Origin of the sequence: Halorubrum sp. Atlit-28R (genome assembly GCF_003665955.1) — an archaeon.
GTDB lineage: Archaea > Halobacteriota > Halobacteria > Halobacteriales > Haloferacaceae > Halorubrum > Halorubrum tropicale.
Window position 1 is genome coordinate 433,357 of the sequence record NZ_QPLS01000001.1, and the last position, 26,504, is coordinate 459,860.

Consider the following 26,504-nt stretch of genomic DNA (forward strand, 5'->3'; position numbering starts at 1 on the left):
CGAGTATCACAGGAACCACCCCCCGGTCGCGCCGAGCACGAGCAACAGCGCGACGAGTCCGAAGGTGAGCAGCGCGGCGTACTGCGAGACGACCCCCGACTGGAGCTTGCGGATCCGGCCGCCGCCGGTCAGGCTCACCGAGGAGACGCCGTTCACGACGCCGTCGATGATTCCCTGGTCGAAGGTGTTCGCGCCGCCCGCGACATCTTCCGTCCGATACGCGAGCCAGACCTGCAGTTCGTCGAGGTAGTAGTTGTTGTACAGCACGTCTTTGATCCCGCCGAGTTTGGCGGTGTGTTCCGTCGGCGACGGCACGTTGTACAGCCGCCAGGCGAGTCCGAGTCCGAGCAGCGCGAGGCCGAGCGAGACGGCCGCGCCGACGAGGACGGTCCCGGCCTCACCGCCGACGAGGTACGCGCTGCTGTACGGACCGATGTCGGCGTAGTGGTGCGAGGAGAGCCCCTCGATGCCGCCCCACTCGTTGTCGAGCCAGCGGTGAAGCACGTCGATCCCCTTGATTCCGAGCACCTTCTTCACGGGGACCATGTTGATGAAGCCGGTGACGACCGCGAGCGAGCCGAGGACCGTCAGCGGGCCCTTCACGTTCCAGCGGACGGACTCGGGGTCGCGGGCGGTGTCGCTGCGGGGCTCGCCGTGGAACGTCAGGAACACCATCCGGAAGGTGTAGAACGCGGTGACCGGCACCGCGAGCAGCCCCATCAGGTAGCCGCCGAGCAGCAGCGGGTCGTTGAGCCCGTGGACGAGCGCCTCGTAGAGGATCTCGTCTTTCGACCAGAAGCCGGCGAACGGGAAGATTCCCGCTAGCGCCAGCGAGCCGGCGAGGAACGTGTAGTAGGTGACGGGGAGCTTCGACTTCAGCCCGCCCATGTCCCACATGTCCTCGTTGTGGTGCATCGCGATGATTACCGACCCGGCGCCGAGGAACAGCAGCGCCTTGAAGAAGGCGTGGGTGGTCAGGTGGAAGACGGCGGCCACGTACCCGCCCGCGCCGAGCGCGAGCATCATGTAGCCGTACTGCGAGATGGTCGAGTACGCGAGCACCTGCTTCAGCTCGTCTTTCACGAGCCCCATCGTCGCCGCGAACAGGGCCGTGAAGCCGCCGACGAAGGCGATGACCGCCATCGTCGTCGGCGTCAGCACGTAGAACCCGTACATCCGCGCGACGAGGTAGACGCCGGCCGCGACCATCGTCGCGGCGTGGATGAGCGCGGAGACGGGCGTCGGGCCCTCCATCGCGTCGGGGAGCCACGTGTGGAGCGGGAACTGCGCGGACTTGCCGACGACGCCGCCCAGGACGAGCAGGCCGACGACGGTCAGCCACGTGCCGAGGTCGAGGCCGCCGGGAGTCCACGCGACCGACCCGGAGCCGTTGAGCGCCGCGTCGGCCAGCGCCGGGAACGAGTCGGGACCGGCGAACTGCGCCGTGCCGAAGGTGGCGAACACCGCGACGACGCCGACGAGGAAGAAGTAGTCACCGAAGCGGGTGACGAGGAACGCCTTCTTCGCGGCCGACGGCGGACCCGGCTCCCGGAAGTGGAAGCCGATGAGCAGGTACGAGCAGAGCCCGACCAGCTCGAAGAACATGAACGCCATCAGCAGGTTGTCGGCGACGACGAAGCCGAGCATCGACGCCGTGAAGAGGCCGAGCCCGGCGTAGTAGCGCGGCAGCCCGGTCTCGCCCTCGTCGTTCATGTAGCCGAGCGAGAACACGTGGACGAGCAGCGCCACGAGGGTCACGATGACCAGCATGAGCGCCGACAGCGGGTCGATCAGGACGCCGAACGTGAGTTCGATGTCCGTCGGACCGATGCCCGCGCCGCCCTCGCTCGCCCAGTGGTACAGCGTCTCGTTGTACGCCCGTCCGCCCGCGACGGTCGCGGCGACCCAGATCGACAGCAGGAACGAGCCGGCCGTCGCCGCGATGCCGCCGAAGGCGCCGCCCTTCGGGAGGTACCTGCCCGCGCCGAGCGCGACCAGGAACGAGAAGAACGGGAGGAGTACGATCGCCGGAACGTATGCGAATGCGTTCACCATCTTACCACCTCATCTCCGCGGGAACAGTCACGTCGGTCGTGCCGAAGTTGCGGTATAACACGAGTATGATGCCGATACCGATCGCGACCTCGGCGGCGGCGAGCGCGATGACGAACAGCGCGAACACCTGCCCCGTGAGGTCGCCGTAGTACAGCGCGAACGCGACGAAGTTGATGTTGGCCGCGTTCATCATGAGCTCGACGCTCATGAGGAAGTACAGCGCGCTCCGCCGCGTCAACACGCCGAACAGGCCGATACAGAAGATGGCCGACGCCAACAGCAGGTACCACGACGGCGGGATCGAGGACGCGAGCGCCGTCATCGACGGTCACCCCCGTCGCGTCCGCCGTCGGTGAACGCCTGTCCGACCGCCGCGACGACGGAGCCGTCCTCCTCGCGTTTGGCCAGGTAGACGGCGCCGTCGACCGCCACGTCGAGCGCGACCGCGGCGATCAGGAACGCCGCGAGGAACCCCTCGGACGGAACCGCGCCGAGGTCGTACTCGGCGAGGTTGAAGAGGGCGTACCCGATGTTGTGGACGACCGAGGCGTCGGCCGGGAAGCCGACCTCCTCGAAGCCGAACGTCGCCCCGTTGACGGTCGCGGCCAACACCGCGAACAGTCCGCCCACGGCGATCGCGGGCGCGATCCGGGAGCCGCGGCTCTCGTCGCTGCTCACGCGCTACTCACCTCCGTTTCCGAATCCGATCGCGTGAGCATCACGGCGAACGTGACCAAGATGAGGACCCCGCCGACGTAGACGAGGATCTGCATGGCGGCGATGAACTCCGCCCGCAGCATCACGTAGTGCACCGCGACGCTCGTGAGGGCTCCGCCCAGAAGCAGCGCGGCGTGGAACACGTCGCGCGCCAGGACGACCCCGAGGGCGAACGCCAGCGTGACCGCGGCGAACAGCCCGAACGCGATGGTAGCATAAACCATTGTGTTTGTCTCCTATGAGAACCCCTTTGAAGATTTCGAGACGTGCCCGCTACTGGTAGTCAACCTCGCCGTCGCCCTCCCCGATCCACGCGCTGCGATCGGGGTTGCGGGACTCCAGCGGGTCGATGCCCTTGTACCACGGGACGTTCTTGAGCTGTTCTTTGTTGAACACGAAGTCGTCCTTCGTGTCCGCGGTGAACTCGAAGTTCTGGGTCAGCAGGATGGCGTCGACGGGACAGACCTCCTCGCAGAGCCGGCAGTAGATGCACTGCCCGATATGGAGGTTGTACTGCTCGCCGTTGCGCTGGTCGTCCTGAACGATCTGGATCGTGTCGTTCGGACAGACGTTCTCGCACTGCCGACACCAGATGCACCGCTCCTGGCTGAACTTGTGGACCCCGCGGAACCGCGGGCTCACCTCGGGCGCGTCCTCCGGGTATTCCACCGTGAACGTCGACCCGTCCAGCGCGTGTTTCATCGTCGTCGCCATGGATTTCATCAGTCCGATCATATCAAGCGATCACCCCCACGATTACGGCCGTGAGAACTAGGTTCGCGAACGACAGCACCAGCATTCCCTTCCAGCCGATCTCGATCAGCTGGTCGATGCGGACGCGCGGCAGCGCCGAGCGGGCCCACTGCGTGAACAGGAAGAAGCCCCAGATCTTCACCACGAACCAGATGAAGCCGATGCTCTCCGGGCCCGGGCCGGACGCCCCGCCGAGGAACGTCACGGCCAGGATCGCGCCGCCCAGGAAGATGTGGACGAACTCCCCGAGGTAGAACAGGACGAAGTAGGCCGAGGAGTACTCCGTCTGGTACCCCGCGACGATCTCCGTCGGCGCCTCGGGGATGTCGAACGGGTTCCGACCGATCTCGGCCATGTTCGCGGTGAGGAACAGCACGAACGCGAACGGGTTGACGAACGCGTACCACGACGGGATCGCGAGCCCGCCGATCGTCACGAGCGTCTGCGTCTGCGCGCCGACCACGCCGCTCATCTGGAGCGTGCCGGCGAAGATGACGACCGACATCGCGGTGACGATGAGCGGGATCTCGTACGCGAGGTTCTGCGCGACGGCCCGCAGCCCGCCGAGGAGCGAGTACTTGTTGTTCGACGCGTAGCCGGCCATCACCAGCGAGACGGAGGCGATGGAGGCGAACGCGAACACCAGCGCGAACCCGACCTCGGGGTCCGCGAGATGCAGGTTGATCGGGCCGAGGTGGCCCATCGGGATGACGGAGAAGCCGAGGAGCGCCGACGCGGGCAGCAGGATCGGCGCGATGTCCCACGAGGGGCGGTCGACGCCCTCGGGGATGATGAGCTCCTTCGCGAGGAGCTGGACCGCCGCCGCCGGGATGATGAGGAGCCCGAAGGGACCGATCCGGTCGACCGCGATCCGGTCGGTGAACGCGGCCGTGATCTTCCGTTTCGCCCACGGGCCCGCGACGCCCGTGAACGCCAGGATGATGTTGCCGACGACGAAGGCGGCGACGAGCGACGCCGCCACCTCGCCGATGACGCTGTCGAGGCCGAGCGTGTCGACGATGAACTCGGGGAACAGCTGCGCGGGCGCCGTGCCCATCAGCGGTCCACCTCCCCGAGAACGACGTCGAGGCTACCGAGCGCGGCGATCACGTCGGGGATGTACTCCCCGTTCGCCATTTCCGGCAGCGTCTGGAGGTTCGAGAAGCACGGCGACCGGATCTTGAACCGGGCGGGCTTGTCCGTCCCGTCCGACCGGATGTAGATGCCGAGCTCGCCCTTGGCGCCCTCGACGGCGCGGTAGATCTCGGTGTCGTCGTCCGGGCGCAGCGTGCGCGGCACGTTCGCCTGAATGTTCCGCTCGTCTTCGGGCCAGTCTTCGAGCAGGTCGACGCACTGCTCGATGATCTTCGCGGACTCCTCGACCTCGCGCATCCGGACGAGCAGGCGGCTGAAGTTGTCGCAGCCGTCCTCGGTCACCACGTCCCAGTCGAGCTCGTCGTAGTAGCCGTACGGGTCGTCGCGGCGCAGGTCGTAGTCGACCCCGGAGCCGCGGGCGACCGGGCCGGTGGCGCCGTAGTTCTTCGCGACGTCCGGCGGGAGGATCCCCGTGTCGATCGTCCGCATCTGGAAGATCTCGTTCGAGGTGATGAGGTTGTGGTACTCCTCGACGGACTCGGGGAGCTGGTCGAGGAAGTCCCGCGTCTTCGAGAAGAACTCCTCGCGCGGCTCCGGCAGGTCCCAGACGACGCCGCCGAGCCGGAAGTAGTTGAACATCAGCCGCTGGCCCGTCAGATCCTCCAAGAGGTTCTGGACGCGCTCGCGGTCGTTGATGGCGTACATGAACGTCGCCGTGAAGTCGCCGTTGATGTCGAGCGCGAACGTCGCCAAGGCGAGCATGTGCGCGGCGATCCGACACATCTCGGCGCCCATCGTGCGGATGACCTGCGCGTACTCGGGCACCTCGATGTCCGCGAGGTCCTCGGCCGCGCGGGCGTACGCCCACTCGTTGAGCAGCCCCGCCGAGATGTAGTCCCAGCGGTCCGGGTACGGCATGATCTGGTGGCGGTACGTCCCGGACTGCGCCATCTGCTCCTCGCTGCGGTGGAGGTAGCCGATGTCCGGCTCGACGTCGGCGACCTGCTCGCCGTCGAGGACCGTCTTCAGGTGGAGCACCCCGTGGGTCGCCGGGTGGTGCGGCCCGATGTTGAGGAACATCGTGTCGGACTCGGAGTCCTTGTGGTGGTCCTCCAACGGGTTCGCGTGCTCCGGGAGCGTGGCGATCTGCGGCCGGTCCTTGTCGTAGTCCATCGACAGGGGGTGGCCCTGCCAGGTCTCCGGCAGGAGGATCCGGCGCAGGTCGGGGTGGTCGTCGTACTCGATCCCGATGAGGTCGTACGCCTCCCGCTCGTGCCAGTCGGCGGTGCGGAAGACGGGCTCGCCCGACTCGGAGACGGGGTCGTCCTTGTCGGCGGGGACGACGACGCTGACCTCCTGGGTCGGGTCGTCGTACTTCTTCAGGTGGTAGATCGACTCATATCGGTTCTCGTACTCCTGTGCGGAGACGACGGAGAGGTGGTCGTACCCCGCCTGCTCTTTCAGGGTCCGAAGCGTCTCCTGAACGGTGTCCGGGCGGATGACGAAGCCGGGCGCGTTCAGGTGGTCGTCGCGGTCGACGACGAGGTCACCGAGCAGCGCCTCAAGCTCGTCGGGCGTCTGCTCGACGGTGCCGTCGTCGACGGTGTCTGGTCGTTCGAGGCTCATGGCGAATCAGCGAAGTTGTACCGCATGACGAGCTCGTCGTCGTCGATCTGGTCGGCCAGCTTGTCGACGAGTTCGTCGCGTTCGAGGTCCGAGAACTCCTCCAGCTCGTACGGCTTGACCGTGACGGGCGCGGCCTCGCCGTTGGCGACGCGCTCCTGTAGCTTCACGACGCCGTACACGAGCGCCTCGGGGCGAGGCGGGCAGCCGGGGACGTGGATGTCGATCGGGATGACTTCCTCGGCGCCTTTGATCACGTTGTACCCCTCCTGGAACGGGCCGCCGGAGATGGTACACGAGCCCATGCCGACGACGAACTTCGGCTCGGGCATCTGGTCGTAGACGCGCTTCATCCGCGGGGCGAACTTGGAGACGATCGTCCCGGGGACGATCATCACGTCGGCCTGCCGCGGCGAGGCGCGGGGGACGCCCGACCCGAAGCGGTCGAGGTCGTGTTTCACCGCGTAGGTGTGCATCATCTCGATGCTGCAGCAGGCGATGCCGAACTGCAGCATGAACATCGAGGATCCCCGACACCAGTTCAGGAACTTGTCGAACTTGGTGAGGATGAACGGCGAGGAGCCGAACGCCTCACGCAGGCGGGAGTTGAACCGGTCTCCCTGCCCGGTCATCCGGGCGTCTCGGGTCTCGGTTACGACTTGCGAATCGTCGGTGATAAACGGTTGATCGCTGCTCATTAGTTGAGGTCCTCCGTCGTCTTTCTGCTGGTCGCGCGGGGGCTGCGGGCCCAGCTGATCGCCCCCGACCGCCACGCCCAGACGAGCCCGACGGCCAGGATCCCGACGAACGCCAACATCGGCCACAGCAGGTCGGCCATCGGCACGCCGGCCTGGACGGCCGGACGGTAGATGACCGCCCACGGGAACAGCAACACGGTCTCGATGTCGAACACGACGAACAACAACGCGACCATGTAGTACTGGATGTTGAACCGGATCCGCGTCCCGCCCGTCGGGGTCTCGCCGGACTCGTAGGTGGTACTTTTACCGGTCTCAGGCACGCTCGGGCGGAGCAGCGCCGACACTGACATCATCGCTACCGGGATGAGCAGGCCGACGACCGCCAAGGCGCCAATCGCTATCCAATCGCTCATATAGGTCTCCGTAACGTGCTGGGGTTTGGACCGCCCCCTCATAAGCGTTGAGTCTTGTGCGTCCGCGTGCGTGCGGGCCGGTACCGGCCGTTCGCGGTCGAAGCGCCGGAAATGTCACCGAGAGCCGCCGAACGGGTTCGTCGCGGAATGAAAGGGCGACGCGTCCGGGGCAAGCCGGCCGAACGCGACGCGTTCCCGCTACCGCTCGCGGAACCCGTCGAGTCCGAGGTCGTGGAGGGCCGCGGAGACGTCCGCGACGTCCGCCCGCTGCTCGTCGTGGAGTTCGACCAGTCGTTCCTCGACCACCTCGTGTTCGCGCGCGAGTACCTGCGCGGCCGACAGCGCGGCGTTGTACGACTTCCCGGCGTCGACGGCGACGATCGGCGCGCCGGTCGGCATCCCGATGACGGAGTCGACCGACTTCTCCTGAACCGGCACGCCGATGACGGGCACCGGGTACGCGATCGACGCGGTCATGTTCGGCAGGTCCGCGGACTTCCCCCCGGCCCCGGCGATGATCACGTCGAGCCCGCGGGCGGACGCCGTCTCCCCGTACGCGTACATCAGCTCCGGCGTGCGGTGCGCGGAGACGACGTAGCTCTCGTAGGTGAACCGGGCGTCCGGCGCCTCGTCGAAGTCGGTCTGTTCCGCGAAGCCGAGGTCGTCGAGCGCCTCGTAGGCGTCCTCCATGACGGGGAGGTCCGAGTCCGAGCCCATGATGATCCCCACGTCCGGGGTAGTCGCCGGGTCGGCGTCGGCCGCCGCCTCCGCTTCGAGCCGGTCGATCAGGTCGTCCACCGTGGTCATGGACAGGGATTCGGCGGAGGCCGGTAAGGAAGTGCCGGATGCGGCGAGCCGGAGGGAACTTCCCCTCGAAGCGCGGTCAGAGGAGCCCCCGGAGCAGATCCCCGTCGTGGAGGTTCGCCGGGACTTCGTCGAACCACCGCGCGGCGCGGATCTCGTCCGGATCGACTCCGAGATCGGCCGTGTCGGGAATCCACCCCTCGGCGCGCGCCGCGAAGACGACGTACTCGGCCTCGAACGCGAACACGTCGCGCTCGGCGTCGACGTACGACTGCTCGAAGACGACGACCGGGTCGCCGATCGCCGCGTCGAGTCCGGTCTCCTCGCGGACCTCCCGCGCCGCCGCGGCCGCCGGCGACTCCCCCGGTTCGACCGCGCCGCCCGGGAGCACCCAGCCGTCCGACCACGAGGTCCTCACGAGCGCGAGCCGACCGTCGGGGTCGCAGACGCGGACCGCAGCCGTCAGGGCGGTTCCCTCCTCCGCCCACTGGCGGAGCGCCTCGATTCGGTCCGGCGGGAGCCGGATCGACTGGCGTTCGCGTGGCGCGTCGGGTGCGAGACCGTCCGGCATCGAGTCGTCACTTGGTCGGCGCACTGGTATCGGTCGTTCGTCTGCCCAACCCTTATCAACGAAATCGGACGAAAGATACGGTAATGGCGAGCTCGACGGAAGACGGAGCGGACCGCGACGGGGAGATCCGCCTCTGGCGAGACGAGGGGGGGGGGGTGGATCGCCCGAGACGTCGGGACGGGCGTCACGACGCAGGGAGAGTCCCGGTCCGACGCGCTGGAGAACCTCGACGAGGCCGTCGCGCTCCACCGAGGGGAGATCGGTCGCGAGCCGACCGACGAGGAGCTTCGGGAACACGGGATCGACCCCGAGGAGAACGCGACCGGAGACGCGGAACCGCCCGACGTCCTCGAATAGCGTGGCGAGGCGCACGTTCTCTGGGCGGGAGGTCGTGAAGGTCCTCGTCAACCGCGGCGGTTTCGAGTGGCGACGAACGACCGGCGACCACGCGCAGCTGTACTACGAGCATCCGGCGAACGAGAGGAACAGACGGCACGTCACGGTTCCGCTACACGACGAGCTTCGGGAGGGAACCCTCAGCGGTATCGCGGACGACGCCGGCGCGCGTGACTTCGACGCCTTCTGGGCGTGGATCGACCGAAACTCCTGAAGACCGGACGGTCCACGGCTACGCGTCTCGGAAGGTCAGCCCGTCGCGGAGCTCTCGCGCCCGAGAGAGCAGCGCGTCGGGGTCGGCTTCGTCGGTCGCGCCCCGGTCCGTCACCGTCAGGTGGCCCATCTTCCGGAGCGGGTACACGTCGTCTTTGCCGTACCAGTGGAGGTCGGCGTCGGGCGCGTCGAGGACGGACTCGACGTTCCGGAGCGTCGCCGCCCCCCGCTCGTCCACGTCACCGGAATCACAGCGTGATTCCGGTTGGCTCACGAGAGCTCTGCTCTCGTGAACGTCGCCGAGGAGGTTCGCCGTGACCGCGGGCGCGACGAGGCCGGTCGGGCCGAGCGGCCAGCCGAGGACGGCCCGGACGTGGTTCTCGAACTGCGAGGTACGCGCGCCCTCGATCGTCCAGTGGCCGGAGTTGTGCGGGCGCGGCGCGATCTCGTTGACTAACACCTCGCCCTCGGGCGTCTCGAACAGCTCGATGCCGTAGACGCCCCGGCCGTCGAGCACGTCGAGCACGTCGCGCGCGACCGACTCGGCCTCGGCGACGACCGCGTCGTCGGCCCGGGCCGGACTGACGCTCTCGCGGAGGATCTCCTCGCGGTGGACCGTCTCCGTGACCGGGTAGGTCCGCGTCTCGCCGTCCGCGCCCTTCAGACCCATCACGGCGACCTCGCGCTCGAAGTCGAGGAACTCCTCGGCCATCGCGGCGCCGCCGATCTGATCGAGCGCGTCGGCCGCCTCGTCGGGCGTCTCCACCGAGACGTTGCCGCGGCCGTCGTAGCCGCCCTGGCGGGCCTTCAGCATGACGCCGCCGAACTCCTCGACGACGCGTTCGAGCCCCTCGGCGGTCGCGACCGCGACGAACTCCGGGACGGGGATCCCGGCGTCCGCGAGCGCCTCCTTCTGGACCAGCTTGTCCTGTATCGTCTCCAGGGTGCCGGGGTCCGGGTGGACCGGCACGCCGTGCTCCTCGCTCGCGGCCGCGAGGCGGTCCGGGTCCGCGAGCTCGATCTCGAAGGTCAGGGCGTCGACGCGGGCCGCGAGCTCGTCGAGTGCGTCCGCGTCGTCGAAGTCGCCGACGATCTGGTCGGTCGCGACCGGCGCCGCCGGACAGTCGGGCGTCGGGTCCAACACGACGAGGTCGACGCCGAGCGGCGCCGCGGCTTCGGCCAGCATCCGGCCCAGTTGTCCGCCGCCGACGACGCCGAGCGTCGGCCCCGGAAGGGTGATCGACATGTGCGAGTCGGTACCCAACAGAGATGAATAAGTATTGCCAAAACACGATCGAGATAGGCACGAACGCGCATCGATCGAGCGGGAGGAGCGCTCGACGACGTCGCCGAGAGCCGAGGCGACCGGTCGGTCACTCCCGGCGCAACAGGAGGAACCCGCCGGCCACGACCAGCAGCAGGCTCACGAGCCCGACGACCTGCGTGAGGCCGACGCCGAACCCTTCGAGCGGCGCGCCGTCGTCCGAAGCGTCCCCGCTCCCGTCGCCGGTCGCGCCGGCGCCGCCGCCGTTCCCGGAGTCGGCGTCGTCGGTGGACTCGACGACCGAGACGGTTCCGACCTCGGTCGAGCCCACGGCCACGTCGTACTCGCCGACCTCGGGGAACCGCGGCGTGAACGTGACGCGCCGCGTCGCGTCGGCGGGGACCGTGATCGTCCGGTCGGCGACGAGCTCGCCGTTGATCCGCAGGCCGACGTTCGTCGTCCCCTCGGCGTCGCCCGCGTTCCGCAGCCTGACCGCCACCTCCGTCTCGCTCTCGGGGGACACCTCGGCCGCGCCGAGCGAGGCCTCGGCGACCGTCACGTCGGACTGCGGGCCGCCGACCGCGAAGTAGGAGAACCCGGGCGTCTCGGCGACGTAGACGCCGTCGCCCTCGTACGTCGTCGGGAGCTCGCGCCACCGGTTGTTGACGTAGCGGTACAGGGCGACGCCCTCGGGCGACTCCGCGTCGGAGAACGCCGACATCTCCGTCTCGAAGCGGATCTCGGCGGACTCGACGGCGCCGGAGTCGAAGGTGGTCGGCTCGATCTCGAAGACCGACACCGTCTCCGCACCCTCGTGGTCGCGCACGCCGTCGGGCAGCTCCGAGGGGGCCATCGCCGTCGCCTCAACGCCGAACGAGAGGATCTCCGAGGAGGGGGCGACCGAGAGCGCGGCGAGCGTCGCGTTCGGCGTCGCCGTCCCGTTCGGCAGGTCGGCCTCGACGACCTCGTCGGTCCCGACGCTGCCCGCGGAGAGGGTCGCGGTGCCGTTCGCCATCTCGACCGAGGCCGCGGTCGTCTCGACGGCGTCGCCGCTCGGCGGAGGCGCGACGGCGCCGCCGCCACCGCCGCCATCGGTGTCGGCGCCGTCCGACCCGTCTCCGCCGCCCGAACCGTCACCGCCGTCCGACCCGTCCGAACCGTCGCTGCCGTCGGCACCGTCTGATCCGTCGCCGCCGTCCGACCCGTCCGAACCGTCGCCGCCGTCGGCGCCATCGCCGACCGCGAGGTCGACGCGGCGGACCTCGCCCGGCTCCCACTCGATCGCGTCGTCGGTCGAAGCGACCTCGCCGTTGACCCGGAACTCGACGGTCGCGCCCGCGTCGGCGTCGGTCCCCTCGACGACGAGCTTCCGGTCGAACGCCGAGGAACCGCCGTACGCGCCGGTCTGGGTCGTGGTGAGGCTCCCGCGCAGTTCGCCGTCGACGTACGCCGTGACCTCGACGCCCTCGGGGGCGGGCTCGCCGTCGACGGTTATCTCGCCGAAGTAGGCGGCCGGCGTTGGAGGCGGCCCGTCCTGCGCGACGGCCGCCGGGGCGCCGGCGACCGCGGAGACGACCAGCAGCGAGGCGATGACGACCGTGAGCGATTTCGAGGGAGTTCGTGACATGAGGGATCGTCCCACGCCGGTCCGAACGGAGCGCCCCTGTGGGGCGTCCGAGCGTCGCGGGGGGAGGGACGTGAGACACCACACCACCGAGGATAAGTAGGTATTAACCGATTGCTACGACGGATTACCGCGGCGGCGCCGGCGGTAACGAGTCGTTTCGCCGGCCGACGGCGCGACGCCGTCGGCGGGATCCGGATCCGCTCCGGGCGGCGGCGACGGACCGGCGGACCCGCGCAGCGTTCCCGGCCGGCGTGACGGCGACCGACTGAGGCAATCACTCATGTTCGTGATCATATCGGCCAATACATTAGTCGGCCGTCGCCGTAGAAAGTGGTATGTTACCAACAGACACGAGACGCGACGGGGAATGGGGTGGGAGACGCGGATTGCGCGCCGACGGCGGTGCGTCCGTGGGAGACGACGGACGTGGCCGCCGTGGGGACGCGACCGGAGACGACGGCGTCGGATCCGCCGACTCCGAGAGTGGCGACGACGGGCGGAGACCGCTCGGCCCGGCGGACTCGGAGTCGGTCGTCGACCGGGACGACCTGCTCGGGATCCTGGGGAACCGCCGGCGCCGGCTCCTGTGGGCACTGCTCCACCGCCGCGACGGCCCGGTGAGCCTCGCGGAGGCCTCTCGCCGGGTCGCCGCCCGCGAACGGGGGATCGATCCGGCGGCCGTCGCGAGCGAGGAGCGGAAGAGCGTGTACGCGTCGCTGTACCAGCACCACTGCCCGGTGATGGCCGAGGCCGGGGCCATCGAGTTCGACCGGGAGGCCTCGACCGTCGCGGCGGTCCCCGCCGCCGAGCGACAGCGGTTCCTCGACCTCGAGATCGACTCGCGGGCCGTCGCCCGAGCGGTCGCGGGCGCGCTCGCCGCCGCCGCGGGGCTCGTCGGCGTCGGGTGGGCCCTGAACGCGCCGGGGCTCGCCTCCCTCTCCCCGGTCGGGTTCGGGGTCGCCGTCGCGGTGAGCGCCGGGGTCTCGGCCGCCGTGTACGCGGCGGTCGTCTCGCGGCGGTACCCGGTTCTGCTCGGCGACCTCCTGAGCGCCGCGGACGGGACGGAGCGGTGAGTGCGCGAAGAGGCCGGCCGGTCGGTCGAGACGGAGCCTCAGACGGAAATCCGTTCGAGGTCGCTTTCGAGGCCGTCGACGAACTCGTTGTACGCCGCGACGAAGCCGCGGAACCCGTCCGCGTACTCCCGGACGTCGGCCGCGGAGGGCGCGCCGTACTGCGAGAGGAGGTAGAGGCCGCCCGACCCGCCGATCCGGAGGTACGAGACGCACCCCTCGTCGTACTTCAGTTCCCAGCGGTCGCCCTCCACGCGCGCCGTGAACGTCCCGTAGTCGTCGCCCTCGTACCGGTGGATCTCCCCCGCGATGACCGCGCAGGTCTCGCGGATCGCGTCGAGGACGCGGTCGCGCTCCGCCACCACGCCCTCGGTGGTCGCCGGCTCCGGGAACTCGGCGCTCACGTCGTCGAGGACGCCGGACAGCGAGTCGACGTGGTCGTTCCAGGCCGCCACGAACGCCGCGTAGTCGTCGAGCGCGACCGCGAGGTCGGCGGGGTCCGGCGGCTGCTTCGTCGAGATGACGTACGTGTCCGAGCCCGACTTCGGGGAGAACAGGAGGAACTCCAGCTCGCCCGTCTCGTGTTTCACCGTCCACTCGCCGCCGCGCGTCGACAGCGTCTCCCGGCCGTAGTCGCCGCCCTGGAGCCGCGCGAGCTGGTAGGCGATCGCCCCGGCGTGGTCGCGCACGGCGGCGACGAGCTCGTCGCGCCGCTCCGCGACGGCCGCGGCGTCGCGCACGTCGAGGTCGATCCCGAGGTCTGCCTGCGTCGTCACGGGGTTACTGGGCGCGCCACCCGGTTAACCGGTTCGGGTCGCCCGCCGGGCGTCGGCCGCCGGCCCGCGCCGGCGCGGTCACTCGATCGTCTCGCGGATCTCCCGGACCCGGTCCGGCTCGTCGATCCCCGACCGGATCACGACGGCGAACACCTCGTCGCCCTCCGGGACCGGCGCGTCGCCGCTCAGGATCGCGTCCGAGCCGGCCTCCTCGGCGAGCCAGCGCCGCCCGTCGGCGATCGCCTCGCGGTTGAGCCACGCCGGCGGGCCGCCGACCACGAGCAGGGTCCGGTCGGCGCGCCCGTCGGGGACCTCGACCGTGTTCTTCCCGCGGGTCGCCTTCCGGATCACCGTCTCGATTGCCGACACCGCGGCGCTCGTGTCGACCTCGGCCGGCTCCGAGGAGCCGAACAGCCCGAGCCCGAACTTCGAGCCCGAGTCGGGCGCGTCGACCGCCTGCGTCGCGTGCCCGATCGCCGCGATTTCGCCGTCACCGCCCGCCGCGCGGGCGACGTCGCTCGCGTCGAGCACCTGCTGGGGCGTCTCCGTGCCCTCCGGCGTCTCGCCCGCGCCGAACAGGGCCGCGATCCGCTCGGCCGCGACCCCGTTGAGCCGGTCTCGCGCCCCGCCGAGCGTCTCGCTCGGACGGAGCCACGCCGCGTTGTCGAAGGGGAAGACCGCCGCGCACTCCTCGGAGAGCGCGTCGAGCGTCCGGGCCGCGTTCCGCTCGGCGAGCGGGCGGTGCGGGGTCGGCGGCGCGGGCCCGTCACCGGCTCCCGCGCCCGCCCCCGCGCCGCTCGCCCCGCCGGCGGACGCGCTTCGCGGGGCGTCGTCGTCCGGTTCCTCCGTCTCGTCGCGGGTGGGGAGGAAGCCGAAGGCGTAGACTGGGGCGTCGTAGAGCCGCGAGAGCTCCGCGGCGAGCGCGGGCGCCGCGCCCGCGCCGGCCGCGCCGCCGAGGCCGACGACGAGCAGGAACGCCTCCGCGAGCGACGGCCGCTGGTCGTCCATGGCCCGCCCGAGCTCGCTCGCGTGCGCGTCGCCGAGGCGACGCCCGGCGTGGAGGTCGCCCTGGAGCCCGTCCCCGCCCGCGGCGTCGCCGAACCGGTACCGACGCTCCTCGCCGAGCGCGTCCAGCGCCCCGAGCGCGTCCATGTCGGTGTCGAAGGCGTTGACGCCCCCGAGGAACGGGTCGTCGCCGTGCGCCGCGGCGAGCCGGTCGGCGACCCGCCCGCCGGCCCCGCCGAGTCCGATGACGTGGAGTCGCATACGTGGCCCGGTCGTCGACCGAGGATATATGACTTCGGCTCGCCGCGAACCGTTACTGAACCGCCCTGCGCCCGCGACGGCTCAGAACTCGTCGAGCTGACGCTGTCCGGCGGAGATCTCGGGCCCCGAGTCCGGCTCGACGCCGAGCAGGCGCAACAGCGCGGTGTCCGCGAACGTCAGCGCCAGCACGAGGATGATCGGCGCGAGGAACAGCCCGTGGAAGCCGAACACGACCGGGCCGAAGATGTACGCGAGCATCAGCAGCCCGACGTGGGTTGTCTTGCCGCTGAAGTACGGCCGCAGGACGATGTCGGGGATGGTGTCGACGACCACGACCGCGACCGCGAGGAACCCCGCGACGTACACGAGCAGCGAGAGGTCGCCGTCGAGCGCGAGCGGGACCGACATCGCCGCCGCGATCGGGATGTAGACGATCTTCATCCCGATCACGGGGATCAGGCTGGCGACGCCGGTGAGCGCGCCGGCGAGCGTGGGGTACGGGATCTCGACGGCGGCCGGGGCGACCGCGTTGTACCCGAGGTAGGTGACGACGGCGATGATGCCGATGGCGATGACGTTGAGCAGGTTCCCGTACAGCACCGCCTCCAGCTCGTCGTCGGCGGTCTCGAGGTACTCGCGGACGACCGCGTCGTCGTCGAACGAGAGGAGCCAGCTGTGGAACCGGGACCCGTCGATGAGCAGGTAGTAGGTCACGACGATGGTGATGAGGAGGTTCAGGGCGAGCCCCGAGAGGGTGCTCGCCAGCAGCGACGCCTGTTCGGAAACGAGGTCGATGAGGGGGTCGAACTGCCCCGACCGGTACGCCGCGAGCAGCTCGTCGGCCGTCGGGTTCGACAGCTCCGCGAGGTCGCCGATCACCGAGTTCTCCGCGCCGATGGTGTCGGCCACCGGGTACGTCTCGATGAACCGGCGCGCCTCCAAGATCAGCAGCACTAGGGTGTAGCTCACCAGGCCGATGAGCGGCACGCCGATGAGCGACAGCGACATCACGGCGCGCACCCGAGCCGGCAGTCGGAAGCGTTCGAGCCGGTGGTAGAACCGCCGCGTCGAGTAGTAGAGGAAGACGGCGACCGTGAGCGGGGCGACGAACCGGTAGGCCACGTAGCCGGCGACGAACGCGACCGCGAGGCCGAAGAGGGCGACGACGAACCGCTTTTCGTCCATGGGTCACGGTCGCCATCGTCTGACATAAACCATGGTGGTCGCCGCGGCTTGCCCGCGCCCGGGACTCGCCGCCGCGCGGATCCCAAAGCCCCTAACGGCGGGCGGTGAAGGAGGGGCTATGAACGACATTCACCCGGACCAGCGCGTCGCGGTGTTGGCGGACTCGCAGAACCTGTACCACTCCGCACAGAGCGTCTACTCGCGGAACATCGACTACTCCGGCCTCCTCGAAGAGGCCGTCGCGGACCGGTCGCTCGTGCGCGCCATCGCGTACGTCATCCGCGCCGACTCGCCCGAGGAGGAGAGCTTCTTCGAGGCGCTCCGCGACATCGGCTTCGAGACGAAGATCAAGGAGATCAAGACGTTCGCCGACGGGTCGAAGAAGGCCGACTGGGACCTCGGGATGAGCCTCGACGCCGTCTCCTTAGCCAGCCACGTCGACACGGTCGTCCTCTGTACCGGCGACGGCGACTTCGCCCGGCTCTGCTCGCACCTCCGCCACGAGGGCGTCCGCGTGGAGGCGATGGGGTTCGGCAACTCGGCCGCCGACGAGCTGATCGCGGCCGCCGACGACTTCGTCGACCTCGCGGAGAAGGAGGAGACGTTCCTGCTGTAGCCGGCGAGCGTCCAGTCCGGCGTTGCGAGCGGGCGCCCGAGCGCGGCCGCGCTCACCCGAGCAGCGCGGCGACCGTCTCCTCGACCGCCGCCGCCGCCGCCTCGACCTCGCGCACCCGGACGTACTCCCGCTCGGCGTGCGCGACCGCGCCCGCCTCGTCGGCGAGGTCTCCGGGCCCGAACACGACCGTCGGCGCCGGCGCGAAGTAGGAGGCCTCCGTCGCCGCGCCGAACGGCCGGACGCCGCCCCCGCGCTCGTCCGAAAGGCCGACCGCGTCGCTCGCGTCGCGCGCCGCGTCGGCGACGGTTCGGACGAGGTCGTGGTCCGGGTCCGTCGCGAACGCCTCCAGGAACGGCGACTCGCGGTCGGTGAGCGCGACGGCGGCGTCGACGCCCCGGTCGCCGGCCGGGCCGCTCGCGAGCGACTCCCGCACCGCGTCCGCGAGCGACGACCGGAACTCCTCGGCGGTCTCCGGCGGGACGCTCCGCCGGTCGACCGTTATCTCGCAGTCCGCCGGCACCTGGTTCGTCGCCGCGCCGCCCTCGACGACCGTGGGAGTGAGCTTCGGCGGCCCCAACTGCGGGTGGGCGGTCGCGTCCGCGTCGAACGTCCGGACCGCTGCGAGCGCGTCCTCGGCCGCCGCGACCGCGTTCGCGCCCGCGAACTCGGCGGCGTGCGCGGCGACCCCGGACAGCTCGACGGTCGCCTGGAACCGCCCCTTCGCGGCGGTGCAGGCGTCGAGCCCCGTGGGCTCGCCGACGAGGTACAGGTCCCCGTCGAGCCGGTCGTCGGTCCCCGGCAGCCGGCCGGTCAGCGCCGCGGCGCCGAGCGACAGCGCCTCCTCGTCGGGGGTGAGCGCGAGCGTGGTCCGCCCGCGGTCGGGGTCGGCGGCGAGGAAGCCGGCGAGCAGCGCCGCGAGCGGCCCCTTCGCGTCGCAGGCGCCCCGGCCGCGGATCACCTCGTCCGGGTCGTCCCCGGCCCCCGTCTGAGCGCCGCGCTCGCCGTCGCGCGCCGGCCCGCGCTCGAACGCGACGTGCGGCGTCACCGTGTCGAGGTGCGTGTTCAACACGAGGTGCGGCCCCGCCCCGGGCGCCGGCGAGCGCTTCTCCGCGAGGACGCAGCCGTCCGCGACGACCGCGGGGTCGGCGCCCCGTCGGTCGAGGAGGTCGACGACGGACTCGCGCATCTCGTCGGGCGACTCGTGGGAGGGGATCCGGACCGCGTCTTCGAGGAACGAGACCGGGTCGAAGTCGGGCCCCGCGTCCGAACCCGAGCCGGCATCGCCGTCGCCGCTCATCTGGGGTCGGCGGGGAGCGCCCCCGAGAACTCGTGGGCGACGGGGCCGGCGAGCGTGGCGTGGCCGCGGTCCGGTACCGTTATCCGCAGTTCGCCGCCCGGCGGCCGGCTCACGGCCGACTCGCCCTCGATCAGGCCCAGGCGGCGGGCGGCCGCGACGACCGCGACCGCGCCGGTGCCGCAGGAGCGCGTCTCGCCCTCGACGCCGCGCTCGAAGGTGCGCTGGTCGAGGACCGCCGGTCCGTCGCCGGCGCCGTCGTCGACGACGGCGGCGAGGTTGACGTTCGCGCCCTCGGGGAAGACGTCGGCGTGTCGGACCGGCGGCGCGACCGCGTCGAGGTCGACCGCGTCGATCCCGTCGGGGTCGTCGCGGCCGCCGTCGACGAACGCGACCGCGTGCGGGACGCCGGTGTGGACGGCGGTGACGGGCAGCCCCGCGACCGGCTCGTCGACCAGCGGCTCGTCAGCGAGCGCGCCCTCGCGGGCGACCGGGACGCGGCGGGGGTCGAACGTCGGCTCGCCCATCTCGATGGTGGCGGCGCTCCCGTCCGCGGTCACCGTGGCGCGGCGGGTGCCCGCCTGCGTGTCGATCATGAACTCGCGGTCGCCAGTCCGGTCGTGAGCCCAGCGCGCGACGACGCGGGCCCCGTTGCCGCACATCGTCGCGGTGGAGCCGTCCGGCTGGACCAGCGTCATCACGACGCGGGTCGGGTCGAACCGCTCCTCGATCGACAGGAAGAGGACGCCGTCCGCGCCGCGTCGGCCCGACGGCGCGCCGCGGTCGTCCGCAGCGGTGAAGTCGCCGCCGTCGACGCCCGTCTCGCGGTCGCAGTGCGCCCGCGCGAACGCCGCGCGGTCGCCGACGTTCTCGTCGGCCGCGTCGACGACGAGGAAGTCGTTGCCCGTGCCGTGGTACTTCTCGACCGGGACGGCGTGGGTGCTCATCGGCCGCCCTCCGTCCGGTCGGCGCGGGCACGCGCCGCCTCTCGCTCGACCGTCGTCAGATCGTCGAGCGCCTCTCGGCGCCGGACGACCGTCGCGGTCCCGTCGTCGAGCGCGACCTCCGCCGGCCGCGGTCGTGAGTTGTATTGGCTCGCCATCTCGTACCCGTACGCGCCCGCGGTCCCGACCGCGAGGAGGTCCCCCCGGTGCGGGTCGGCGAGCGCGCGGTTCGTACCCAGCGTATCGCCGGTCTCACAGATAGGTCCGGCGACCGTGACAGGGGTTGCCTCCCGCTCGGCGACGGGGGGCGCGTCGCCCCCGTCGCGGTCCCGCCCGCCGCCCAGGTTGCGGATCGGGTGGTAGGCGTCGTACATCGCCGGGCGGAGCAGGTCGGTCATCCCCGCGTCGGCGCCGACGACCGTCTCGTCCGGCGTCGGCTTCACCGTGTTCACCCGCGTCAGGAGGACGCCCGCGTCCGCGACGACGTAGCGCCCGGGCTCGACGGCGAGGTCGGTGCCGTCGGGCAGCGGCGCGACCGCCTCGCGGGTCGCCTCGGCGACCGCCGGCAGGTCGAGCGGCGGGGCGTCCTCCCCGTAGGGGACGCCGAACCCGCCGCCCACGTCGACGTAGTCGAGGTCGACGGGGGCCGCGTCGCCGTCCGGGTCGGCCAGCTCGCGCGCCAGGTCGCCCATCCGCGCGACCAGTTCGCGGTGGCTGTCCAGCTGCTCCGGGTCGATCCCCGAGCCGGCGTGGGCGTGGACCCCGACCACGTCGAAGCGCTCGGCCGCGTCTCGCGCCGCGTCCGCGGCCCGGTCGTACGGGATCCCGAACTTCGCGGCGCCGCCGGTGGTGACCTTCTCGTGGTGGCCCGCGCCCACGCCGGGGTTCACGCGGACGCAGACGCGGCCGTCGTAGCCCCGCTCCAGGAGGCGGTCGAGCGTGTCGACGGCGCCGACGGTGACGGTGAGGTCCGGCTCCGCCGCGGCGACGCCGGCGACGTAGTCGAGGTCGCGGGCCGGCGGGTTGACCGCGGTGTAGTGGAGCCGCGAGCCGTCGAAGCCGGCGGCGAGCGCGCGGTCGACCTCGCCCGCCGAGGCGCACTCGGCGTCGAGGCCCGCGTCGCGGACCGCCTCCAGGACGGCGCGGCCGGTGTGCGCCTTGACGGCGTACCGTACGTCGGCGTCGGGGAACGCCGCGAGCAGCCGCTCGCAGTTCTCGCGGACGCGGTCGAGGTCTTGGACGTACAGCGGCGTCTCGTGCGCGGCCGCGAGGTCGCGGAGGCGGTCGGCGTCCCAGTCGCTCACGCGGCGGACCGGGGGGTTCTCGTCGGGGGCGGTCGGCGCCGCGCTCGCGTCCGCGTCGCTCATTCCCGGAGCGCGTCCTCCCGCCGCGTCGCCTCCAGCGTCTCCTCCTCGACGTGCGTCGCGACGACCGCGGGCTTGTACGCGCCGCCCTCGAAGAGGTCGTGGTCGCCGACGGACGACTCCACCATCCGGGTGAACGCGCGGCGCTCGGCCGGGAGGTGGCCGTAGACGACCTCCTCCTCGACGAGGTCGTAGACGGGGATCCGGGGCGTGAGAAGCGTGTTCTCCCCGACGATCGAGTCCTCGCCGACGCGGAACCCGCTGGTGACGCGACAGCCCGCGCCCAGCGAGACGCCGTCCTCGATGATCACCGGCGCGTCCTCGACCGGTTCGAGGACGCCGCCGATCAGCGTGTTGGCGCCGAGCTTGACGTTCTCGCCCAGCTGCGCGCAGGAGCCGACCGTGTCACAGGAGTCGACGAGGGTGCCGTCGCCGACGTACGCGCCCACGTTGACGAACGAGGGGCTCATCATGATACAGTCGCTGCCGAGGTACGCGCCGCGGCGGATCGTCGTCCCGTCCGGGGTGTTCCGCGTGCCGCGCTCGGCGAGGTCGTCGGTGTCGCGCAGCGGGAGCACGTCGTGGTAGGTGACGCCGCCGTACTCTCGCGGCTCCGTCTCGCGCAGGCCGAAGTTCAGCAGGATCCCCCGCTTGACCCACTCGTTGGCCTCCCACGAGGTCACGTCGTCGCCGGTCTTCTCGGCGGCGCGGACCTCGCCGGCCTCCAGGGCGGCGAGGAACTCGTCTATCACGGCCGCGTCCGCGTCGGTCGCGTCCGCCGCGGTCAGCCCGTCCTGATAGCGGTTCCACAGGTCGGCGACGTCGGCTTCGAGGCTCATTGGCTGGAGTATGGATGAGTGTCGGTATTTACTCGTCGATATTCAGATGTCCTGAGGTTATTCATCGGCGCCCCCGTCGGTGCGGTCGGTCCCGTCGTCGGCCGCGTCGAGCACGTCGTCGAACCCGTACCAGCCCGGGTCGCGGCCGGCGAGCCACGCGGCGGCGTCGAGCGCGCCCTCGGCGAACACCCCGCGGTCGCCGGCGCGGTGCGTGAGTTCCAGCGTCTCGCGGTTGCCGGCCAGCAGGACCTCGTGTTCGCCGGTCACGTCGCCCGCCCGGCGGGCGTGGACGCCGACCTCGCCCGGGCTTCGGGGCGCGTCGCCCTCGCGGCCGTGGACGCGCTCGTCGAGGTCGCCGCGCACGGCCGCCACGTCGTCGAGGATCGACTTCGCGGTCCCCGAGGGGGCGTCGCGCTTCGCGTTGTGGTGCGTCTCGGTCAGCTCCGCGTCGTAGCCGGGCAGCGCCGCGGCGGCCTCGCGGACCGCGCGGCGGAGCGCGGCCACGCCCCGGGCGAAGTTCGACGCCTTGAGCACGGGCACCGCCTCGCTCGCGGCTCGGAGGTCGGCGACCTGGGCGTCGGCGAACCCCGTCGTACCGGTGACGAGCGGGACGCCCGCGTCGGCGCAGGTCTCGGCGTACGCGACCGCGGAGTCGGGGCCCGTGAAGTCGATCAGGGCGTCGGGCGCCTCCCTCGCGAGCAGGTCGTCGAGGTCGGCGGCGTCGGCGACCGGGACGCCCGCGACCGGCTCGGTCTCGGTCCGGTTGACCGCGACCGCGACCGCGACGCCCTCGCGGTCGGCGGCCGCCTCGATCACCTCGCGGCCCATGCGGCCGCCCGCGCCGGTGACGGCGAGCGAGAGCGCGTCCGCGCTCATTCCGCGCCCTCCGTCGCCGCGGGGTCGACGGCCGTCGGGTCGATCGCTCCCGGCGCCTGCTCCTCGTACGCGGCCAGCAGGTCGCGGAGCGACTCGCGTCGCTCGGCCGAGAGCCGCGAGAGCGGCGAGCGGACGCGGGGGCCGCCCCGGCCCCGGATGTGCATGGCCTCCTTCACCGGGATCGGGTTCGTCTCGGCGAACAGCTCGCGGACGAGCGGCGACAGCTCGTGGTGGAGCGTCCGCGCGCGGTCGTAATCGCCCGAGAGCGCGGCGCCGACCATCGCGCAGGTCCGCTCGGGCTCGACGTTGGCGACCACGCTGATCGTCCCCGTGCCCCCGATAGAGAGGACCGGCAGCGTGAGGCCGTCGTCGCCCGACAGCACGGCGAACGCCTCGTCGCGGGTGCGCTCGATCACCTCGCTGATGAGGTTGAGGTCGCCCGAGGCGGCCTTGTACCCGCGGACGTTCGGGTGTTCGGCGAGCTCGGCGGTCACGTCGACCGGGATCGACTGGCCCGTCCGGCTCGGCACGTTGTAGACGATCTGCGGGAGGTCCACCTCGTCGGCGATGGTGCGGTAGTGGTCGAGGAACCCCTGCGGCTCGGGCTTGTTGTAGTACGGCGAGATCAGGAGGAGGCCGTCGGCGCCCGCGTCGGCCGCGCGCCGCGACAGCGAGAGCGCCTCCGCGGTGTTGTTCGAGCCGGTGCCGGCGATGACGGGGATGTCGTCGAGGGCGTCGCGGACCGTCTCGATCACCGCGACGTGCTCGTCGTGGCTCATCGTCGCCGACTCGCCGGTCGAGCCGACGGGGACGACGCCGTCGACGCCGGCGCGTTCGAGGAACCGGGCGTTCGCGGCGAGCTGGTCGTGGTCGACCGCGTCGCCGTCGGTGAAGGGGGTCGTCATCGCGGGGTACACGCCCTCGAAGGGCGCGTCGGTCGGTTCGCCGTCCGTCGCGTCGTGCGTCGCGTAGGGTGTCGTGGTGGTCGTGTCTGTCATGGGTGCTGCGGTGAGTCCGGGTCGGTGAACGGGTCGATGCGCGCGAGCCGGGGGTCGTCCGGGACGGGGTCGCCACTCCCGCCGGCGGACGGCTCACGCGCGTTTTTTCGAGAAGAGCCGCGCCGCTGGCGTCGACTGCGGGCCGCGTGCGGACGCGGGTCGGGTCACATCGCCATATGGATCGGTCGCGCGCTTATACGTTGTGTCTCGGGTCGAAACTGCCGCGGCGGTCGCTCACGGACCCGCTCCGATGCCGTCGCCGCGGACGGCGGGCCGCGTCGCGAGCGCGACCGCCGCGACCGCGGTCGCGAGGTTCAGCCGGAACGTCGGCCTGTCGAACCCGGCCACCGCCTCGACCGCCACAGCCGCGACACCGGCTCGGGGTCGGCGACGCGGTTCGCGAGCGCCGCCTCGGCGGTCCGGACGGGGACCGAGGGCTCGCACATTTATGCCGGCCGGGCGACTCTGGGAGACGCATGAACGACCCGTCCGACGACGCCCGCGACCCGATCGACGGCGACGACGTCCCCGACCCGGCCCCACCGGACGAACCGACGGCGGCCGACGAGATCAGCGCCGACACCGACGCCGCCCGCCACGAGTACGACCCGGACGCCGAGCACGCGTTCCCCGACGAGCGCCTCAACGAGGTCCTCGCGCGGCTCGAATCGGACGAGGAGATCGTCGCCTACCTGGAGGCGCAGAACGTCAACCCGGTCGCGCGGAAGGGGTACAACGACCACGGCGCCAAGCACGTCGGGATCGTCCGCGACCGAGCGCTCCGGCTGTACGACCTGCTCAAGTCCGGCGGCGTCGAGTTCAACGGCGCCCGCCAGCAGGGGCTCGACGAGGCGGACGAGCCCGTGATCGTCGCGCTGGCGGCGACGCTCCACGACATCGGCCACGTCGTCCACCGCCACGACCACCCATACTACTCGATCCCGCTGGCGGCGGACCTGCTGGACGACCTGCTCCCGGCGTTCTACGGCGTGGCGGACCGGGTGCGCGTGAAGGCGGAGGTGCTCCACGCGATCCTGTGTCACCACACGGAGGAGCAGCCGCTCACGCTGGAGGCCGGCGTGGTCCGGATCGCCGACGGCCTCGACATGGAACGCGGGCGCTCGCGGGTCCCCTACGAGGAGGGCGGGCGCGGGATCAACACCGTCTCCTCGCAGGCGATCGAGCGCGTCTCGCTCCGCGAGGGCGACGAGACCCCCGTTCAGGTCGTGATCCGGATGAACAACGCCGCCGGCGTCTACCAGGTCGACTCCCTGCTCAAGGCGAAGATCGAGGGCTCGCTGCTCGAAGACCGGATCCGGACCGTCGCGATCAACACCCACAGCGACGGGCGGGACGGGAACGGCTCGATCGTCGACCGGATCGAGCTCTGAGCCGGCCGACCCGCCCGATCCCGACGACGCGGCTCAGGGACCGCGGAGCGTGTCGCCGGCCCCGTTCCGGTGGGACGCCTCGTCCGCGACGCTCGTCGCCGCGACGGTCGCCGTCTGCGCGAGGCGGTCGGGCGTGAGCCCGCCGCGGAGCTGGCTCCCCTCGGCGGCGCCGCCCCCCAGCACGGGCGCCGCCTCGAACCCGTTGGAGCGCGCGCCGGTCGCCGCGATCCCCGGCTGGTTGACGACGAGGCGCCCGGGCGCGAGCCGCTCCGCGGCGCGTCGCGCGCGGCGCTGCTGGGTGGTGTGGACCGCCGCGGCGTGCGGGGACCCGATCTCCGCGGCGAGCGCGAGCGCGCCGTCGAACCCGCTCCGACCGTGGACCGCGACCGCGGGGATCCCGGGCAGCGCCGCGAGCCGGTCGTCGACGCCGTCGGGCTCGGCGACGAGGAACGCCGCCTCGCGGGCCGCGCTCGGGAGGTCGAGTTCGGCCGCCAGCCACCGCGGCGAGTTCCCGCGGGGGTCCGTCGCCCCGTCGTCGGCGTCGCCGAGGAGCGACCGCAGCCGGTCGCGCTCGGCCGCGTCGAGGACGTAGCCCCCCTCCGATTCGAGCGCGGAACACAAGGAGTCGACCGCCGGCGACACCGTGACGACCGCGGCGTCGCCCGCGGGGTGCGCGCCGAAGTCGTACGTCGCGCCGACCGCGACGCGCGTCGCCACGGCCTCGGCCGGGACCGACCCGTCCGCGACGGCGACGACGCCGTCGGCGCCGGCGGCGAGGTTCGGCGTCCCGCAGCGCTGCCCCGCCGCGACCGTCGCCGCGGAGCCGGCCGCGACGACGAGGTCGGCGCGCTCGAACAGCGCGTCCGTCTCGGGCTTCGCGGCGGGCGCCGGCAGCATCGAGACCGCGCCGGTCGGCGCCCCCGCGTCGGCGAGCGCGCGGCGGACGGTCTCGACGACCACGTCGCACGTCTCGACGGTCGACGGCGAGGGCGCGAAGACGACCGCGTTCCGGGCGGCGAGCGCGTACAGCGAGAGGACCGCGGGGATCACGACCGGGTGGGTCGCGGGGACCGCCGCGCCGACGACGCCGACCGGCCCGGCGACGGTCACGGTCCCGCGCGCGCCGTCGCGGTCGACCACGCCGGCGGTCGGCGCGTCCCGCAGCGTCCGCCGGGCGGCGTCGAGCGCGGTCGCTATCTTTTCGGCCTTCGTCCCCGGGTGGCCGCGCCCGGTCTCGTTGGCCGCCGACCGCGCGAGCCGGCTGACCGTCTCCCTGTCGGCCAAGCGCTCGCCGACCGACCGCACGAGCGCGTCGACGTCGCCGGGGTCCCACGCCGCCAGGTCGTCGGCGGCCGCCCGCGACGCCGCGACGGTCCGCGACGCGCGGGTCGGCAGGTCCGCGGCGCCCGTCCCGGACCCGCCTGACGTCGAGCCGCCGTCGCCCGCCGCGTCGGAGTCGGTGTCGGCGTCGTCGTCGGACGCGTCGGCCCCGTCCGGCGCCGCCCCGGCGGACTCGACCGGCTTGGCGTCGTCCTGGCCGCTCGGTTCCGCCTCGTCGAGCCGGGCCGACGCCTCCGCCTCGTCGCCCCCGCTCCCACGGTCCTCGTTCATGGGAGCGAGTGTGACGGTGACGCCCTTATTCTCACCCAGTGA

Annotated in this window: 28 protein-coding genes and 1 pseudogene; 5 read left to right on the forward strand and 24 right to left on the reverse strand. The window is 71.8% G+C overall.

Features of this window, described 5'->3' with window-relative positions:
• Positions 1 to 6: 6 nt before the first annotated feature.
• The 11 genes from nuoL to DVK06_RS02345 form a co-directional block, all read right to left on the reverse strand.
• Positions 7 to 2,055 (reverse strand): NADH-quinone oxidoreductase subunit L, encoded by a 2,049-nt coding sequence (gene nuoL, locus DVK06_RS02295; protein WP_121599138.1) that lies wholly within the window; start codon positions 2,053 to 2,055, stop codon positions 7 to 9.
• 1 nt (position 2,056) lies between these two features.
• On the reverse strand, positions 2,057 to 2,377 hold the full coding sequence (gene nuoK, locus DVK06_RS02300; RefSeq protein ID WP_053771562.1) for an NADH-quinone oxidoreductase subunit NuoK: 321 nt from the start codon (positions 2,375 to 2,377) through the stop codon (positions 2,057 to 2,059).
• Positions 2,374 to 2,733: a hypothetical protein gene (locus tag DVK06_RS02305; RefSeq protein WP_053771563.1), complete on the reverse strand. Its 360-nt coding sequence runs from the start codon at positions 2,731 to 2,733 to the stop codon at positions 2,374 to 2,376. Before DVK06_RS02305 ends, nuoK begins: the two co-directional genes overlap by 4 nt.
• Positions 2,730 to 2,996, reverse strand: a complete 267-nt coding sequence (locus DVK06_RS02310; RefSeq protein WP_017342604.1) for an NADH-quinone oxidoreductase subunit J — start codon at positions 2,994 to 2,996, stop codon at positions 2,730 to 2,732. The genes DVK06_RS02305 and DVK06_RS02310 overlap by 4 nt, the downstream gene beginning before the upstream one ends.
• Positions 2,997 to 3,045: 49 nt before the next feature.
• Positions 3,046 to 3,507, reverse strand: a complete 462-nt coding sequence (locus tag DVK06_RS02315) for an NADH-quinone oxidoreductase subunit I (RefSeq protein WP_049984193.1) — start codon at positions 3,505 to 3,507, stop codon at positions 3,046 to 3,048.
• A gap of 1 nt (position 3,508) precedes the next feature.
• Positions 3,509 to 4,582 carry a complex I subunit 1 family protein gene (locus tag DVK06_RS02320; RefSeq protein ID WP_053771564.1) on the reverse strand — a complete coding sequence of 358 codons (1,074 nt, stop codon included), beginning with the start codon at positions 4,580 to 4,582 and terminating at the stop codon, positions 3,509 to 3,511.
• Positions 4,582 to 6,246 carry an NADH-quinone oxidoreductase subunit D gene (locus tag DVK06_RS02325; RefSeq protein WP_053771565.1) on the reverse strand — a complete coding sequence of 555 codons (1,665 nt, stop codon included), beginning with the start codon at positions 6,244 to 6,246 and terminating at the stop codon, positions 4,582 to 4,584. Before DVK06_RS02325 ends, DVK06_RS02320 begins: the two co-directional genes overlap by 1 nt.
• Entirely contained in the window at positions 6,243 to 6,941 is a 699-nt protein-coding gene (locus tag DVK06_RS02330) for an NADH-quinone oxidoreductase subunit B (RefSeq protein ID WP_053771566.1), read from the reverse strand. Before DVK06_RS02330 ends, DVK06_RS02325 begins: the two co-directional genes overlap by 4 nt.
• A complete protein-coding gene (locus DVK06_RS02335; protein ID WP_053771959.1) occupies positions 6,941 to 7,357 on the reverse strand; it encodes an NADH-quinone oxidoreductase subunit A in 417 nt (138 codons plus the stop codon). The genes DVK06_RS02330 and DVK06_RS02335 overlap by 1 nt, the downstream gene beginning before the upstream one ends.
• Before the next feature lie 198 nt (positions 7,358 to 7,555).
• Entirely contained in the window at positions 7,556 to 8,164 is a 609-nt protein-coding gene (gene purE / locus DVK06_RS02340; RefSeq protein WP_121599139.1) for a 5-(carboxyamino)imidazole ribonucleotide mutase, read from the reverse strand.
• Between the two features lie 76 nt (positions 8,165 to 8,240).
• Entirely contained in the window at positions 8,241 to 8,732 is a 492-nt protein-coding gene (locus tag DVK06_RS02345) for an NUDIX hydrolase (RefSeq protein WP_121599140.1), read from the reverse strand.
• A gap of 83 nt (positions 8,733 to 8,815) precedes the next feature.
• On the opposite strand from DVK06_RS02345, the pseudogene DVK06_RS19185 reads away from it, so the two are divergent.
• Both DVK06_RS19185 and DVK06_RS02355 read left to right on the forward strand, forming a co-directional pair.
• A pseudogene (locus DVK06_RS19185) lies at positions 8,816 to 9,089 on the forward strand (type II toxin-antitoxin system HicB family antitoxin).
• A gap of 1 nt (position 9,090) precedes the next feature.
• A complete protein-coding gene (locus tag DVK06_RS02355; RefSeq protein WP_121599141.1) occupies positions 9,091 to 9,342 on the forward strand; it encodes a type II toxin-antitoxin system HicA family toxin in 252 nt (83 codons plus the stop codon).
• Positions 9,343 to 9,360: 18 nt separating this feature from the next.
• Here DVK06_RS02355 and DVK06_RS02360 read toward each other — a convergent pair whose 3' ends face one another.
• Positions 9,361 to 10,587: a 5-(carboxyamino)imidazole ribonucleotide synthase gene (locus DVK06_RS02360; protein WP_121599142.1), complete on the reverse strand. Its 1,227-nt coding sequence runs from the start codon at positions 10,585 to 10,587 to the stop codon at positions 9,361 to 9,363.
• 127 nt (positions 10,588 to 10,714) lie between these two features.
• Positions 10,715 to 12,232, reverse strand: coding sequence for a PGF-pre-PGF domain-containing protein (locus DVK06_RS02365; protein ID WP_121599143.1), 1,518 nt, complete (start codon positions 12,230 to 12,232; stop codon positions 10,715 to 10,717).
• Positions 12,233 to 12,642: 410 nt separating this feature from the next.
• On the opposite strand from DVK06_RS02365, the gene DVK06_RS02370 reads away from it, so the two are divergent.
• Complete coding sequence (locus DVK06_RS02370) at positions 12,643 to 13,305, forward strand: hypothetical protein (RefSeq protein ID WP_233561592.1); 663 nt, start codon at positions 12,643 to 12,645, stop codon at positions 13,303 to 13,305.
• A 38-nt stretch (positions 13,306 to 13,343) separates the two neighbouring features.
• Here DVK06_RS02370 and DVK06_RS02375 read toward each other — a convergent pair whose 3' ends face one another.
• From DVK06_RS02375 to DVK06_RS02385, 3 genes are all read right to left on the reverse strand, one after another.
• Positions 13,344 to 14,078, reverse strand: a complete 735-nt coding sequence (locus DVK06_RS02375; protein WP_121599145.1) for a hypothetical protein — start codon at positions 14,076 to 14,078, stop codon at positions 13,344 to 13,346.
• A 78-nt stretch (positions 14,079 to 14,156) separates the two neighbouring features.
• A complete protein-coding gene (locus DVK06_RS02380; protein ID WP_121599146.1) occupies positions 14,157 to 15,344 on the reverse strand; it encodes a cell division protein FtsZ in 1,188 nt (395 codons plus the stop codon).
• An 81-nt stretch (positions 15,345 to 15,425) separates the two neighbouring features.
• Complete coding sequence (locus DVK06_RS02385; RefSeq protein WP_053771575.1) at positions 15,426 to 16,529, reverse strand: AI-2E family transporter; 1,104 nt, start codon at positions 16,527 to 16,529, stop codon at positions 15,426 to 15,428.
• A gap of 118 nt (positions 16,530 to 16,647) precedes the next feature.
• On the opposite strand from DVK06_RS02385, the gene DVK06_RS02390 reads away from it, so the two are divergent.
• Complete coding sequence (locus DVK06_RS02390) at positions 16,648 to 17,145, forward strand: NYN domain-containing protein (protein ID WP_053771576.1); 498 nt, start codon at positions 16,648 to 16,650, stop codon at positions 17,143 to 17,145.
• A gap of 52 nt (positions 17,146 to 17,197) precedes the next feature.
• Here DVK06_RS02390 and DVK06_RS02395 read toward each other — a convergent pair whose 3' ends face one another.
• The 7 genes from DVK06_RS02395 to DVK06_RS19560 form a co-directional block, all read right to left on the reverse strand.
• Positions 17,198 to 18,442, reverse strand: coding sequence for a M20/M25/M40 family metallo-hydrolase (locus tag DVK06_RS02395; protein WP_121599147.1), 1,245 nt, complete (start codon positions 18,440 to 18,442; stop codon positions 17,198 to 17,200).
• A complete protein-coding gene (dapF, locus tag DVK06_RS02400) occupies positions 18,439 to 19,386 on the reverse strand; it encodes a diaminopimelate epimerase (protein WP_121599148.1) in 948 nt (315 codons plus the stop codon). The genes DVK06_RS02395 and dapF overlap by 4 nt, the downstream gene beginning before the upstream one ends.
• Positions 19,383 to 20,750, reverse strand: a complete 1,368-nt coding sequence (gene lysA, locus DVK06_RS02405; protein ID WP_121599149.1) for a diaminopimelate decarboxylase — start codon at positions 20,748 to 20,750, stop codon at positions 19,383 to 19,385. The genes dapF and lysA overlap by 4 nt, the downstream gene beginning before the upstream one ends.
• Positions 20,747 to 21,586 carry a 2,3,4,5-tetrahydropyridine-2,6-dicarboxylate N-succinyltransferase gene (locus DVK06_RS02410; RefSeq protein ID WP_053771580.1) on the reverse strand — a complete coding sequence of 280 codons (840 nt, stop codon included), beginning with the start codon at positions 21,584 to 21,586 and terminating at the stop codon, positions 20,747 to 20,749. The genes lysA and DVK06_RS02410 overlap by 4 nt, the downstream gene beginning before the upstream one ends.
• Before the next feature lie 57 nt (positions 21,587 to 21,643).
• Entirely contained in the window at positions 21,644 to 22,462 is an 819-nt protein-coding gene (gene dapB / locus DVK06_RS02415; protein ID WP_053771581.1) for a 4-hydroxy-tetrahydrodipicolinate reductase, read from the reverse strand.
• Complete coding sequence (dapA, locus tag DVK06_RS02420; protein ID WP_121599150.1) at positions 22,459 to 23,460, reverse strand: 4-hydroxy-tetrahydrodipicolinate synthase; 1,002 nt, start codon at positions 23,458 to 23,460, stop codon at positions 22,459 to 22,461. The genes dapB and dapA overlap by 4 nt, the downstream gene beginning before the upstream one ends.
• A gap of 234 nt (positions 23,461 to 23,694) precedes the next feature.
• Positions 23,695 to 23,823 carry a hypothetical protein gene (locus tag DVK06_RS19560; protein ID WP_255410336.1) on the reverse strand — a complete coding sequence of 43 codons (129 nt, stop codon included), beginning with the start codon at positions 23,821 to 23,823 and terminating at the stop codon, positions 23,695 to 23,697.
• A 113-nt stretch (positions 23,824 to 23,936) separates the two neighbouring features.
• On the opposite strand from DVK06_RS19560, the gene DVK06_RS02425 reads away from it, so the two are divergent.
• On the forward strand, positions 23,937 to 24,851 hold the full coding sequence (locus tag DVK06_RS02425) for an HD domain-containing protein (protein ID WP_053771583.1): 915 nt from the start codon (positions 23,937 to 23,939) through the stop codon (positions 24,849 to 24,851).
• A 33-nt stretch (positions 24,852 to 24,884) separates the two neighbouring features.
• Here the strand turns inward: DVK06_RS02425 and DVK06_RS02430 are convergent, their stop codons facing one another.
• Positions 24,885 to 26,462, reverse strand: a complete 1,578-nt coding sequence (locus DVK06_RS02430; protein ID WP_121599151.1) for an aldehyde dehydrogenase family protein — start codon at positions 26,460 to 26,462, stop codon at positions 24,885 to 24,887.
• Positions 26,463 to 26,504 lie beyond the last annotated feature (42 nt).

Bases quoted from the DNA above. Each gene is read 5' to 3' on its own strand.
- nuoL (WP_121599138.1), bottom strand. From the start codon at position 2,055: ATGGTGAACGCATTCGCATACGTTCCGGCGATCGTACTCCTCCCGTTC.
- nuoK (WP_053771562.1), bottom strand. From the start codon at position 2,377: ATGACGGCGCTCGCGTCCTCGATCCCGCCGTCGTGGTACCTGCTGTTG.
- DVK06_RS02310 (WP_017342604.1), bottom strand. From the start codon at position 2,996: ATGGTTTATGCTACCATCGCGTTCGGGCTGTTCGCCGCGGTCACGCTG.
- DVK06_RS02315 (WP_049984193.1), bottom strand. From the start codon at position 3,507: ATGATCGGACTGATGAAATCCATGGCGACGACGATGAAACACGCGCTG.
- DVK06_RS02320 (WP_053771564.1), bottom strand. From the start codon at position 4,582: ATGGGCACGGCGCCCGCGCAGCTGTTCCCCGAGTTCATCGTCGACACG.
- DVK06_RS02325 (WP_053771565.1), bottom strand. From the start codon at position 6,246: ATGAGCCTCGAACGACCAGACACCGTCGACGACGGCACCGTCGAGCAG.
- DVK06_RS02330 (WP_053771566.1), bottom strand. From the start codon at position 6,941: ATGAGCAGCGATCAACCGTTTATCACCGACGATTCGCAAGTCGTAACC.
- DVK06_RS02335 (WP_053771959.1), bottom strand. From the start codon at position 7,357: ATGAGCGATTGGATAGCGATTGGCGCCTTGGCGGTCGTCGGCCTGCTC.
- purE (WP_121599139.1), bottom strand. From the start codon at position 8,164: ATGACCACGGTGGACGACCTGATCGACCGGCTCGAAGCGGAGGCGGCG.
- DVK06_RS02345 (WP_121599140.1), bottom strand. From the start codon at position 8,732: ATGCCGGACGGTCTCGCACCCGACGCGCCACGCGAACGCCAGTCGATC.
- DVK06_RS02360 (WP_121599142.1), bottom strand. From the start codon at position 10,587: ATGTCGATCACCCTTCCGGGGCCGACGCTCGGCGTCGTCGGCGGCGGA.
- DVK06_RS02365 (WP_121599143.1), bottom strand. From the start codon at position 12,232: ATGTCACGAACTCCCTCGAAATCGCTCACGGTCGTCATCGCCTCGCTG.
- DVK06_RS02380 (WP_121599146.1), bottom strand. From the start codon at position 15,344: ATGCGACTCCACGTCATCGGACTCGGCGGGGCCGGCGGGCGGGTCGCC.
- DVK06_RS02385 (WP_053771575.1), bottom strand. From the start codon at position 16,529: ATGGACGAAAAGCGGTTCGTCGTCGCCCTCTTCGGCCTCGCGGTCGCG.
- DVK06_RS02390 (WP_053771576.1), top strand. From the start codon at position 16,648: ATGAACGACATTCACCCGGACCAGCGCGTCGCGGTGTTGGCGGACTCG.
- DVK06_RS02395 (WP_121599147.1), bottom strand. From the start codon at position 18,442: ATGAGCGGCGACGGCGATGCCGGCTCGGGTTCGGACGCGGGGCCCGAC.
- dapF (WP_121599148.1), bottom strand. From the start codon at position 19,386: ATGAGCACCCACGCCGTCCCGGTCGAGAAGTACCACGGCACGGGCAAC.
- lysA (WP_121599149.1), bottom strand. From the start codon at position 20,750: ATGAGCGACGCGGACGCGAGCGCGGCGCCGACCGCCCCCGACGAGAAC.
- DVK06_RS02410 (WP_053771580.1), bottom strand. From the start codon at position 21,586: ATGAGCCTCGAAGCCGACGTCGCCGACCTGTGGAACCGCTATCAGGAC.
- dapB (WP_053771581.1), bottom strand. From the start codon at position 22,462: ATGAGCGCGGACGCGCTCTCGCTCGCCGTCACCGGCGCGGGCGGCCGC.
- dapA (WP_121599150.1), bottom strand. From the start codon at position 23,460: ATGACAGACACGACCACCACGACACCCTACGCGACGCACGACGCGACG.
- DVK06_RS02425 (WP_053771583.1), top strand. From the start codon at position 23,937: ATGAACGACCCGTCCGACGACGCCCGCGACCCGATCGACGGCGACGAC.
- DVK06_RS02430 (WP_121599151.1), bottom strand. From the start codon at position 26,462: ATGAACGAGGACCGTGGGAGCGGGGGCGACGAGGCGGAGGCGTCGGCC.